This is a genomic window from Pseudoxanthomonas jiangsuensis (assembly GCF_010093185.1).
Lineage (GTDB): Bacteria > Pseudomonadota > Gammaproteobacteria > Xanthomonadales > Xanthomonadaceae > Pseudoxanthomonas > Pseudoxanthomonas jiangsuensis.
This window is the reverse complement of sequence record NZ_PDWL01000004.1, coordinates 122131-134055: the sequence shown is the minus strand read 5'-3', so window position 1 is coordinate 134055 and position 11925 is coordinate 122131. Positions and strand designations below refer to the sequence as shown.

The window sequence follows — 11925 nt, the reverse complement described above, 5'->3', positions numbered from 1 at the left end:
TTCCCGCCATGCAGATCGGCCCCTACACGATCCAACCCCGGGTGGTCCTGGCGCCGATGGCCGGGGTCACCGACAAGCCGTTCCGGCTGCTGTGCAAGCGCCTGGGTGCAGGCCTGGCGGTGTCGGAGATGACGATCAGCGACCCGCGCTTCTGGAACACGCGCAAGTCGCTGCGGCGCATGGACCACGCCGGCGAGCCGGACCCGGTCAGCGTGCAGATCGCCGGCACCGAGCCGCGGCAGCTGGCCGAGGCGGCGCGCTACAACGTCGACCACGGCGCCCAGATCGTCGACATCAACATGGGCTGCCCCGCGAAGAAGGTCTGCAACGCCTGGGCCGGCTCGGCGCTGATGCGCGACGAGGCCCTGGTCGGGCGGATCCTGGAGGCGGTGGTGGCCGCGGTGCCGGTGCCGGTGACCCTGAAGATCCGCACCGGCTGGGATGCGGCCAACCGCAACGCGCCGGTGATCGCCCGGATCGCCGAGGCCGCCGGGATCCAGGCCCTGACCGTGCATGGCCGCACCCGCGACCAGCACTACACCGGCCAGGCCGAGTACGCCACCATCGCCGCGATCAAGGCCGGATTGCGGATCCCGGTGATCGCCAATGGCGACATCGACTCGCCGCGCAAGGCCGCGCAGGTGCTGGCCGAGACCGGCGCCGACGCGGTGATGGTCGGCCGCGCCGCGCAGGGACGGCCGTGGATCTTCCGCGCCATCGCCCATTACCTGGCCACCGGCGAGGAACTGCCGGAGCCCGGCCTGGAGGAGGTGCGCGCGATCCTGCTCGGCCACCTGCAGGCGCTGCACGCGTTCTACGGCGAGGAACAGGGCGTGCGCATCGCCCGCAAGCATCTGGGCTGGTACGCGAAGGACCGGGCGGAGAACGCGGCCTTCCGCGCCGTGGTCAACCGCGCGCAGACGGCGGAGGAGCAGCTGCGGCTGACCGCCGGGTATTTCGATGCGCTGGTCGCCGGCGAGGGTCTGTCGGCGGCGGCCTGAGCGTTCTTTTTGTAGGAGCCGGTCTTGCTGGCGACCGTGGGGTCGGGTGCATCAATGGCACCCGGTTTCACGCACGCGCTTCCGCCATGGCAGTCGCCCGCAAGACGGGCTCCTACAATGAAGCCGCCGCGTCGGCAGGGGGCTCCTGCCAGATCCGTCGCCACATCGCGCCCAGGCGGCGGCGCGCCTCCCACGGCAGGCGCAGCTGCTGCGGCGGGATTTCGCGCCACTGTCCGCCTTCGCGCCGGGCGACGGCGAACACGAAGGTGTAGTCGGGCTCGGCACCCATGCGCAGGTCGCTCAGCTCCAGCCGGCCCTCGCGCTCGCGCGCCTTCATGAAGCCGTGGTTGAACCAGGCCAGGCGCCGCACCGCGGCCAGGTCGGCGATCTCGGCCAGTGCGCCGGTGTCGGAACGGTAGCTGCGGAACGCGATCGGCCCGCGGTCGGCCACCAGCGAGTGCTCGCCTTCGACGAAACCGTCCGGTGTCATCGCCACCACCCGCCACAGCAGGGTGTTGAACGGCATCGGCACCGAGAAGCGCGGCGCGTCGGCCAGGCCCATCGCCGCCAGGCTGCGCTCGGCCTGGCGCTCGACCAGCCCTTTGGCCAGCAGCGACCAGCCCAGGTAGGCGCTGCTCAGCGCCAGCCCGGCCAGCAAGGCGCGATGGGCCAAGGGACGGCTGCGGGCGAACCAGGCCACGGCGCAGGCCAGCAGCAGCCAGACCGTGTACAGCGGATCGATGATGAACACGCTCGACCACATGGTCGGCGGGACCGGCAACGGCCACCACAGCTGGGTACCGTAGACGGTGAAGGCATCCAGCAGGGGATGGGTGACCAGCGCCAGCTGGATCGCCCAGAACCAGCGCCATGGCGCCTCGGCGACGCGGCCGCGGCCGAAGCGGCGGAACAGCCACCAGATCGCCAGGCCCACCAGGGGCAGCACGAACAGCGAGTGGCTGAAGCTGCGGTGCACGGTCATCAGCACCACCGGATCGTCGCTCAGCAGGGCGATCGGCAGCGAGTCCAGGTCCGGCAGGGTGCCGAGGGCGGCGCCGGCGAGCAGTGCGGCGCGGCGATGGGTGGGGGGAGCGATGGCGGCGGCGACCGCGCCGCCGAGGACGATCTGGCTGAGGGAATCCATAGGCGGCGGATGCTAGCAGGCACGCCGCCCGCAGGACTCAGGCGGCGCGGGGCAGCTCCACCAGCCGCAGCCGCGAAGACAGCTCGGCCCGCACTTCGCCGCGGTGATCGATCAGGCGCAGGCTGCCGTCGGCGCCCTCGGCCAGCGCAGTCAGGCTCTCGACCCAGTCGCCGTCGTTGGCGTAGACCAGGCCGTCGCGCTCGAACAGGCCGGCGCGGTGGATGTGGCCGCAGACGATCCCGTCCAGGCCGCGGCGGCGGGCGTCGTCCAGGCCGGCGCGGACGAAGCGCTCGATGTAGCGCTCGGCCGCGCCGCTGCGGCGCTTGAGCCAGTCGGCCAGCGACCAGTAGCGCAGGCCGAGGCGCCGGCGCAGGGCGTTGGTCAGGCGGTTGCCGGTGAGGATTCGGTAGTACAGCCAGTCGCCGAAGCGTTCCTGCAACCCGCCGAAATGGGTCTTGGCGTCGTAGTCGTCGCCGTGCACCACCAGCAGCCGGCGGCCGTCGGCGGTGGCGTGGATCGCGCGTCGGCGCACCTGCATCGCCGGCAGGACCAAGCCGCAGAAGCGCCGGATCGGGCGGTCGTGGTTGCCGGGCACGTAGATGATCTCCGTGCCCGCGCGCGCCAGCGCATGCAGGGCCTCGACCACCCTTTGCTGGCCCGTGCCCCAGGTCGCACGGCGCTGGGCCATCCACCAGAAGTCGACGATGTCGCCGACCAGGTAGAGCTGGCGGCACTGCAGGCCGGCGAGGAAGTCGGCCAGTTCGGCGGCATGGCAGTGCGGCGAGCCCAGGTGCGCGTCGGAGATGAAGACCGTGCGCTGCCGGACCGTGCCGGACGGACGGGTGGTCGGGTTCATGCGGTGGCCTCCTCCTTCGCGGGATGTCCCAGGTAGCGCTCGCGCTTCTTCGGCTTCAGCCGCTGCAGGTCCACCTCGATCAGGCCGTCGACCGCGTCGCTGAAATCCGGGTCCACGCCGAAGGCGAGGAAGCGCGCCCCGCCCGGCTCGCACAGCTCGGTGTACTGCTTGTAGAGCATCGGCAGGGTCGCGCCGAGCGCGTCGAGGTTGTCGCGCAGGGCGCGGAAGGCGCAGGCGGCGTCGAGGTCGCCGAAATGCGGCGGCAGGCCGCGGCAGGCGAACGGCCGCCGCGGCGAGGCGTCGCCGCGGCCGTCGCCGTGGTAGCGCGCGTAGTAGGCCACGATCTGCTCGCGCGCCGGCGCCGGCAGCGCGGCGCTGATCGAGACCGCGCCGAACAGGTAGCGCACCTGCGGATGCCGGCGCAGGTAGGCACCGATGCCCTGCCACAGGTAGTCGATGCTGCGGCTGCCCCAGTATTCCGGGGCGACGAAGCTGCGGCCCAGCTCCATGCCGGCGGCGATCCGCGGCAGCATCGCCTCGGCGTACTCGAACAGCGCGGCGGTGTAGAGCCCCGGCAGGCCGCGTCCGGCCAGCACCTGCGCGCCGCGGGCCACGCGGTAGGCACCGGCGACCTTCCCGGCCGCCGCGTCCCAGACCACGATGTGCTCGTACCAGGCGTCGTAGACGTCCACGTCCACGGCGCGACCGGTGCCTTCGCCGACCTCGCGGAAGGTCAGCTCGCGCAGCCGCCCCAGCTCGCGCAGCAGGACCGAGTCCGGCGCCAGCCGGCCGGCCCGGATCTGGCGGCCATCGCTGGTCGCGCCCAGCGGCTCCAGCGCGGCGACCTCGGCGCGCAGCGCCGCCGGATCGGCGGGTTCGGCCAGTTGCTCGGGAGCGGACGGAGAAGACGGTGCGACCGGCAGGCCGCGGTCGAGCGCGTACAGCTCGCGGCGCAGGTCGCGCAGCAGAACCTTCGCGTCCACACCTTCCGGCAGGCGCCGGGCATGGCCGATCCGCAGCTCGATCCTGCGGTCGCGGCGGGCGAACATCTCCCGCGCCAGCAGCGCGGTGCCCGCCGGCCGGAACAGCGCCGAGGCGCCGTAGAACAGCGGCGAGTTGCGCGCCTGGATCCGCACCGGCAGCACCGGCGCGCCGGTGCGCCGGGCGAAGGCGACGAAGCCGCGGCGCCAGCGGCCGTCGGCCACCCCGCGCCAGCCCAGGCGCGAGACCTCGCCGGCCGGGAACACGATCACGCACTGCTCCTGCTGAAGCGCCCTTTCCACCGCCTTGAGGCTGCCGGCGCCGGGCGTGCCGCCGAGGATCCGCACCGGCAGGATCAGCTCGTCCAGTCCCTCCAGCATCGACAGCAGGTCGTTGGCCACGATCCGCACGTCGCGCCGGACCTTGCCCACGTGGTCGAGCAGGGCCAGCGCGTCCAGCGCCCCGGACGGATGGTTGGCCACGATCAGCAGCCGGCCGTGCGCGGGAATCGCGCCGTCCGCCGCGGCCTGCGCGCCGTAGCGCACCTGCAGGTGCTCCAGCGCGGCGCGGACGAAGGCGAAGCCGCGCAGGTGGCCCTGGCCGGCGAGGAAGGCCTCGACCTCGTCCAGCCGCGACCAGCGCCCCAGCCCGCGCAGCAGGGGCCGCACCAGGTGCGCGCGGCGGCCGCGGAACCAGTGCGGGTAGCGGGCTTGCAGGCGGCGTTCCAGGACGGTCATGGGCGCGTGCGGTGGCGGCGGATTGCCGCGCAGCCTGCGCCGCCCGCGCGACAGTCCGGTTGCAGCCGCGCGACCGGGCGATGACCGCCGCCGGCCCCGGCAAGGCGGAGGCCGACGACTGCTTAACCCGCGGCAACCCCGCAGCCGGCACAATGCACCCCGGCGCGCGGCCGTGTATCATGCGCGCCCATCTCTTCATCCGAATACAGGGATATAGCCGAATGTCCAGCTATCTCTTCACCTCCGAGTCGGTCTCCGAAGGCCATCCGGACAAGATCGCCGACCAGATCTCCGACGCCGTCCTCGACGCGATCCTGGCCCAGGACAAGCGCGCCCGCGTGGCCTGCGAGACCCTGGTGAAGACCGGCGCGGCGATCGTCGCCGGCGAAGTGACCACCAGCGCCTGGGTGGACATCGAGGGCCTGGCCCGCTCGGTGATCAACGAGATCGGCTACAACAACTCCGACGTCGGCTTCGACGGCCACACCTGCGCGATCATCAACATGCTCGGCAAGCAGTCGCCGGACATCGCCGCCGGCGTGGACCGCAAGAAGCCGGAGGAGCAGGGCGCGGGCGACCAGGGCCTGATGTTCGGCTACGCCTGCAACGAGGCCCCGGAATTCATGCCGGCGCCGATCTACTACTCGCACCGCCTGGTCGAGCAGCAGGCCAAGGTCCGCAAGAAGAAGAACTCGCCTTTGCCGTGGCTGCGCCCGGACGCCAAGTCGCAGGTCACCCTGCGCTACGACGACGCGCACCAGGTGGTCGGCCTGGACGCGGTGGTGCTGTCCACCCAGCACGACCCGGGCGTGAAGCAGAAAGATCTGGTCGAGGGCGTGTACGAGCACATCCTCAAGCCGGTGCTGCCGAAGAAGTGGCTGGAATCGCTGCCGAAGAAGAAGGTCCACATCAACCCGACCGGGATCTTCGTGATCGGCGGCCCGGTGGGCGACTGCGGCCTGACCGGCCGCAAGATCATCGTCGACAGCTACGGCGGCATGGCCCGCCACGGCGGCGGCGCGTTCTCGGGCAAGGATCCGTCGAAGGTGGACCGTTCGGCCGCCTACGCCGCCCGCTACGTGGCCAAGAACATCGTCGCCGCCGGCCTGGCCGACAAGTGCGAGGTGCAGGTCTCCTACGCCATCGGCGTGGCCGAGCCGACCTCGATCTCGGTCACCACCTTCGGCACCGGCCGGATCCCGGACGCGCAGATCGAGAAGCTGATCCGCAAGCACTTCGACCTGCGCCCGTACGGCATCGTCAAGATGCTCGACCTGATCCACCCGGTGTACCAGGCCACCGCCGCCTACGGCCACTTCGGCCGCAAGCCGCAGCAGGTGACCTACACCGACGGCGCCGGCAAGAAGCAGACCGCCACCGCCTTCTCCTGGGAGAAGACCGACCGCGCCGATGCACTGCGCGCGGACGCGAAGCTGAAGTAAGCCGCGGGTTCGCTCGTGGCAGAAGGAAGGCCGCCGCAGGGCGGCCTTTTCTTTTTCCGCGTGCCGCGGGGCTGTAACGAAGCCCGTCGTGCCTTGGGTTCGGAGCAGAAAGCGCTGGCTTCGGCTGGAACCTCCGCGCCTTGTTGGTTGGAGCAAAAGCGCCGGCTTCGGCCTCCTGGGCCGTCGTGCCCACGGGTTCTATCGCTTCTGCTCTTCCGGCTTTGGCTGGGCTTTCTGTAGGAGCCGGTCTTGCCGGCGACCGCCATGGCGGATGCGCCTGCATGAAACCGGGTGCCATTGGTGCGTCCGCCTCCACGGTCGCCGGCAAGACCGGCTCCTACAGGGGAGGGGAAACGGAGACCCGGGGACGACGCTGCACGGGAGCATGCCTGCCGGGTTAGGATCGGCGCATGAGTCAGGATGACGACCGCCGGCCGCTGGCCTCGCGCGATACCGGATGGGCCAGGCGCATCGCCGCGGCACTCGCGCGTTCCTCCATCACCCCCAACCAGATCTCGGTGGCCAGCGTCGCCTTCGCCGGCGCTGGCGCGGCCGCCCTGCTGCTCCTGCCCGCGCCGGCCGGCCCCGTGCTGGCCGCGCTCGGCATCCAGCTGCGGCTGCTGTGCAACCTGTTCGACGGCATGGTCGCGATCGAAGGCGGCAAGCAGACCGCCACCGGCGCCCTCTACAACGAATTCCCCGACCGCATCGCCGACTCCCTGCTGATCGTCGCCCTCGGTTGCGCCGCCAGCCTGCCCTGGCTGGGCTGGTGCGGCGCCCTGCTGGCCGCGCTCACCGCCTACGTGCGCCAGACCGGCGCCGGGCTGGGCCTGGGCCACGACTTCCGTGGACCGATGGCCAAGCAGCAGAGGATGTTCGCGATGACCCTCGGCTGCCTGGTCGCCGCCGCCTCGCCCTGGTGGCCGCAGGCATGGACGGCACTGGCCGTGGCCGCGGCGGTGATCGCCGCCGGTTCGCTGCTCACCTGCCTCACCCGCACCCATGCCCTGGCCGCGCGCCTGCGCGACGGCGGCGGCAGGCACGGCAGCGGCGGAGCGGGCGGGTGATCGACGCCCTGCTGGTCGCCGCCAGCAAGGCCCTGGTCGGCGCCTATCCGCGCTGGATCGGCTGCCGGCCCGAACCGCGCCAGCGCATCTACTTCGCCAACCACGCCAGCCACCTGGACACGGTGGCGCTGTGGTCAGCGCTGCCGCCGGCACTGCGCCGCCATACCCGGCCGGTCGCGGCGCGCGACTACTGGGGCACCGGCGCGCTGCGGCGGCTGATCGCCGGGCGCGGGCTCGATGCGGTGCTGATCGACCGCCACCGCGAACAGGCCGGCGAGGATCCGCTGGCGCCGCTGTACGAAGCACTGGAACGCGGCGACTCGCTGATCCTGTTTCCCGAGGGTACCCGCAATCCGGACCCGGAGTTGCTGCCGTTCCGCAGTGGTCTCTACCACCTGGCCGCGCGCTTCCGGCAGGTCGAGCCGGTGGCGGTGTACCTGGACAACGCCCGCCGCAGCCTGCCCAAGGGCAGCCTGCTGCCGGTGCCGCTGATCTGCACCGTGCGCTTCGGCGCGCCGCTGCCCTTGCGGCCAGGCGAGGACAAGGCGGCATTCCTGCAGCGCGCCCGCGAGGCGGTGCAAGCGCTGGCGCCTCCTGCCGGCACACCCTGAAGGAGCCCACCATAGACGCCCTGCCCTTCAACGGCTTCCTGCGCAGCGCGATCGCGCTGGCGCCCTCGCGCTTCTGGTGGCTGATCGGCGGCGTGGTTGCCCTGCTGCTGGTGGCCTCGGCGATCGGCGCGGCCTTGGCCCGGCGCCGGCCCGGCCCGGTGGTGGAGAACCTCAACGCCCGCATCCGCGCCTGGTGGGCGATGGCCGCGGTGCTGCTGGTGTGCTTCCTGGCCGGCAAGGTCGCCACCCTGGTGCTGTACGCGCTGCTCTCGTTCCTGGCCCTGCGCGAGTTCCTGACCCTCACCCCAACCCGGCGCGGCGACCACCTGGCGCTGTGCCTGTGCTTCTACGTCGCCATCCCGCTGCAGTACTGGCTGATCGGGATCGGCTGGTACGGGCTGTTCGTGATGTGCATTCCGGTGTACGGCTTCCTGCTGCTGCCGGCGGTGGCCGCGCTGCAGGGCGATACCGACCGCTTCCTGGAACGCACCACCAAGGTCCAGTGGGGACTGATGCTCACCGTCTACTGCCTCAGCCACGCCCCGGCGCTGATGCTGCTGGACATCCCCGGCTACGAGGGCCAGAACCTGTTGCTGCTGTTCTACCTGCTGCTGGTGGTGCAGTTGAGCGACGTGCTGCAGTACGTGTTCGGCAAGCTGTTCGGCCGGCGCCTGCTGGCGCCGCAGGTCAGCCCGTCCAAGACCGTGGAAGGGCTGGTCGGCGGCGGCCTGGCCGCGACCGCGGTCGGCGCGGCGCTGTGGTGGGCCACGCCGTTCTCGCCCTGGCAGTCGGCGGCGCTGTCGGCGCTGATCGTGCTGTGCGGCTTCCTCGGCGGGCTGGCGCTGTCGGCGGTCAAGCGCAGCCTCGGCGCCAAGGACTGGGGCGAGATGATCGAGGGCCATGGCGGCGTGCTCGACCGCCTGGACTCGGTGGTGTTCGCCGCGCCGGTGTTCTTCCACGTGGTCCGCTACGGGTTCCAGTAGCAAGACCGCGCCCGCGTGCCGGTGTCCCTAGCGCTGGAGGGGCGCTAGTCCCAGCGCCCCTCCAGCGCCATCACCGCGTCCTCGCGCACGCTGCGCATGCTGGCGTTGATCGCCGCCGGGTCCAGCGCGATTACCGGGTCGAGGAAACGGCTGCGGATATCGCGCATGCCGGCCTCGTCGTGCAGGTTGAACAAGGCCACGTACAGCCGCGAGGCGCTCTCGATGGTGTGCGCGTCGAGCATGCCGCGGGTGCGGGCGCGGATCTCCAGTGCCTGCGCATGGGCGTCGCGCGAGGCCTGCCAGTGCCCGGCGTTGCGTTCGATCCGGCCGACCAGGTCCAGGGTGGCGGTGACGATCGGATGTTCCGGGCCCAGCCGCCGGCGCTGGACCTCCAGGCTCTTGCGGGCCAGTCCGCGGGCCTCGTCCAGGCGGTCCGGCCCGTAGCTGAGCAGGCTGGCCAGCGCCCCCTGGGCGAACAGGGTTTCAGGATGCTCCGGGCCGAGCACGCGCAGGCAGTCGGCCAGCAGGCTGCGCTGCAGCGCGATTGCTTCCGCGTCCCGGTCCTGCTTGCTCAGCAGGCGGATCCGGTCGACCACGAACTGGCGCGTGGTCGGATGTCCGATCCCCAGGATCCGTCCCTGCACCGCCAACAGGCGGTCGAGCAGGGCCTCGGCTTCGGCGAAGCTCTCAGGGGAATCGGCCAGCCGCACCAGGCTGGTGGCGGCGGTGCCCCAGGCCTTGAGCGTGTCCGGATGCTCGGCACCCAGGCGCCGCTCGCGCACCTGCGCCACCTCCCGCGCGAGCGCCGCCGAGCGCTCGAAGTCGTTGCGGGCGAATTCCAGTTCCGCCAGCACGATCATCGCCGACAGGGTGCGGTTGGATTCCGGCCCGAACCGGCCGCGGTACAGCGGCAGCAGCGCGGCCATCTCCTCGCCGGCCTCGTCGCGGCGCCCGAGCTTGCCCAGGGTGTGCACATAATCGCCGCGCAGCTGCAGCAGCGATTCGTCGTCGGCCGGCAACGCCGTCATCCACGCATCGCGCAAGGTGCGCTGGCGCTCCAGCGCCGGCTGCAGTTCGCCGCGTGCGGCCTGCGTCCTTGCGGCGCCGGCCTCGGCCGCGCGCCGCAAGGGCGAAAGGTGCGGCAGCGCCTGCACCGCAGCCAGCGCCTGGGCGAAGACGCCGGCCGCCGCGGCCGACTCTCCCTGCAGGTACAGAGCCTGGCCCAGGTCGATCCGCGCCGAGACCACCCGTGCATCGCCCGGGCCCAAGTCCACCTCGCGTGCCTGCAGCACCCGCCGCAATTCCTCGGCCGCGCGCGGGTAGTGACCGATGGCGAGCAGCACCCGCGCCAGCGACTGGCGCATGTCCGCCGCCAGCGAAGGCGCGTCGGCGAAGTCGCGGTCCAGCCGCGCAAGGGCGTGCGAGACCACATGCTGCTCGAGCGCATCGCGGGCGATGCTCGGCGCACCCACCTGGGCGAAGGCCTGCTGCAGCCGGATCTGCAGCGGCAAGTCCGGCGCCTGCCGGTCCAGCAGTTCGAGCACCCGGCGCTGCTGGGTGTCGGTCAGGGCATGGCCCATCGCATCGATGTCCACGCTTTCCAGCATCGACTGCTGGAAGTCCGCCAGGCGCTGCAGTTCGCGCCCGCGCTGCTCGGCCAGCGCCTGCTGCTGCCGCGCCTCGCGCAGGGCCAAGACCGAGGCCAGCAATCCGCCGAGCACCGACAGCGCCACCGCCGCGGCGGCGGCCAGCGGCCAGGCGTTGCGGCGCAGGTAGCGGCGGGCGCGGTACCCGCGCTCGCCCTCGCGCGCGGCCACCGGCCGGTGGCCGAGGTAGCGCCGCAGGTCCTCAGCCAGGGCGGCGACCGAGGCATAGCGCTGCTCCGGCTCCTTGCGCAAGGCCTTTAGCACGATCGCGTCGATGTCGGCCGGGACCGGACCGCTGTAGCCGTCGCCATGCGCGTCCATGGGTGGCGCGTCGCCGCGGCGCAGGCGCCGGCTGGGCGGGGTCACGTCGGTGCGGACGATGGCGTGGTACAGCCCGGCCGGGGTGTCGATGTTGGCGAACGGCGCCTGGCCGCAGACCAGCTGGTACAGCACCGCGCCCAGCGAATAGACGTCGGTGGCGGTGGTCAGCGGCTGGCCGGCCACCTGCTCGGGGCTGGCGTAGGCCAGGGTCAGCGCCTGCTGCCCGGTGGAGGTCTCATTGGCCGCCACCGCCTCCTCGTCGATCAGGCGGGCGATGCCGAAGTCCAGCAGCCGCGGCTGCCCGCGCGGGTCGACCAGGATGTTGGCCGGCTTCAGGTCGCGGTGGATGACCAGACAGCGGTGGGCGTCGGCGATCGCCTCGCAGACCTTGATGAACAGCACGATCCGCGCGTCCAGCGGCAGCCGGGCGGCGTGCGCGTCGATCCGCTCACCCTCCACGTACTCCATCGCCAGGAACGGGCGGCCGTCGGCGAGGATGCCGCCGTCGAGCAGGCGGGCGATACCGGGATGGTCCAGCCGCGCCAGCAGCTCGCGCTCGCGGGCGAAGCGCGCGCGCAGTTCGGGCGAGGCCTCGGCGACCGGGTTGAGCAGCTTCAGCGCGACCTTCTGCACCACCCCGGCGTCGTCGCGCTCGGCCAGGTAGACCACGCCCATGCCGCCGGCGCCCAGGCGCTGCAAGAGGCGGTATTCGCGTGCGGCCTCGGCCGAGGCTTCCTGGCCGCTCAGGTCCTGGCCCGGGTCGGGCACGCCGGCGCCGGGCGAGCGCAGGGACACGACCAGGGTCTGGTCGGCGTCCATCCCGGCGAGCAGTTCGCGCACTTCGGCCGCCAGGGCGTCGTCGCCCCGGGTCTCGCGCAGCACCAGCGCCTCGCGGGCGCCGCCGCGCAGTTCCAGCGCCTGCAGCACGATCCGCTTGATCAGGCGGTAGCGGCCGGTGTCGTCGCTGCCCTGCCCCGTTCCGCTCTCCTGCATCCTCGTCCCCGCCGGATCGTCATCCCGGCGACCATTCTGCGGGGAGCCGTAAGAGCCCGCCCGTTACCGCGCCCGTGCGCCGCCGCGGGAGCCGGTTCCGCCGGCGACCGGCACGCGGGAAAGGGCTTGCGAACGGGGGCGCT

Annotated in this window: 9 protein-coding genes; 5 read left to right on the top strand and 4 right to left on the bottom strand. The window is 72.3% G+C overall.

All coding sequences use genetic code 11. The annotated features are described in order from the left end of the window. Positions 1-8 precede the first annotated feature (8 nt). Positions 9-1001: a tRNA dihydrouridine synthase DusB gene (gene dusB, locus CSC62_RS04160; RefSeq protein WP_162404907.1), complete on the top strand. Its 993-nt coding sequence runs from the start codon at positions 9-11 to the stop codon at positions 999-1001. Between the two features lie 112 nt (positions 1002-1113). Here the strand turns inward: dusB and CSC62_RS04155 are convergent, their stop codons facing one another. Genes CSC62_RS04155 through olsF form a run of 3 tightly spaced genes read right to left on the bottom strand, consistent with a single transcriptional unit; the run spans position 1114 to position 4719 of the window. Beyond that, positions 1114-2145: a metal-dependent hydrolase gene (locus tag CSC62_RS04155; protein WP_162404906.1), complete on the bottom strand. Its 1032-nt coding sequence runs from the start codon at positions 2143-2145 to the stop codon at positions 1114-1116. A gap of 37 nt (positions 2146-2182) precedes the next feature. After that, the gene (locus CSC62_RS04150) at positions 2183-3001 is read right to left on the bottom strand and encodes a UDP-2,3-diacylglucosamine diphosphatase (RefSeq protein WP_162404905.1); all 819 of its coding nucleotides are present in this window, start codon (positions 2999-3001) and stop codon (positions 2183-2185) included. Next, positions 2998-4719 (bottom strand): bifunctional ornithine lipid synthase OlsF, encoded by a 1722-nt coding sequence (gene olsF / locus CSC62_RS04145; RefSeq protein ID WP_170298352.1) that lies wholly within the window; start codon positions 4717-4719, stop codon positions 2998-3000. The genes CSC62_RS04150 and olsF overlap by 4 nt, the downstream gene beginning before the upstream one ends. 221 nt (positions 4720-4940) lie before the next feature. Between olsF and metK the strand changes: the two genes are divergently transcribed. The 4 genes from metK to CSC62_RS04125 all read left to right on the top strand — a co-directional run bounded on the left by metK (position 4941) and on the right by CSC62_RS04125 (position 8822). Continuing rightward, complete coding sequence (metK, locus tag CSC62_RS04140) at positions 4941-6161, top strand: methionine adenosyltransferase (protein ID WP_162404904.1); 1221 nt, start codon at positions 4941-4943, stop codon at positions 6159-6161. Between the two features lie 410 nt (positions 6162-6571). Further along, on the top strand, positions 6572-7228 hold the full coding sequence (locus CSC62_RS04135) for a CDP-alcohol phosphatidyltransferase family protein (RefSeq protein WP_162404903.1): 657 nt from the start codon (positions 6572-6574) through the stop codon (positions 7226-7228). After that, entirely contained in the window at positions 7225-7839 is a 615-nt protein-coding gene (locus tag CSC62_RS04130) for a lysophospholipid acyltransferase family protein (RefSeq protein WP_170298350.1), read from the top strand. Before CSC62_RS04135 ends, CSC62_RS04130 begins: the two co-directional genes overlap by 4 nt. Positions 7840-7859: 20 nt before the next feature. Next, positions 7860-8822, top strand: coding sequence for a phosphatidate cytidylyltransferase (locus CSC62_RS04125; RefSeq protein WP_246194178.1), 963 nt, complete (start codon positions 7860-7862; stop codon positions 8820-8822). 44 nt (positions 8823-8866) lie between these two features. Here CSC62_RS04125 and CSC62_RS04120 read toward each other — a convergent pair whose 3' ends face one another. Next, entirely contained in the window at positions 8867-11782 is a 2916-nt protein-coding gene (locus tag CSC62_RS04120; protein WP_162404901.1) for a serine/threonine-protein kinase, read from the bottom strand. Positions 11783-11925: the final 143 nt, after the last annotated feature.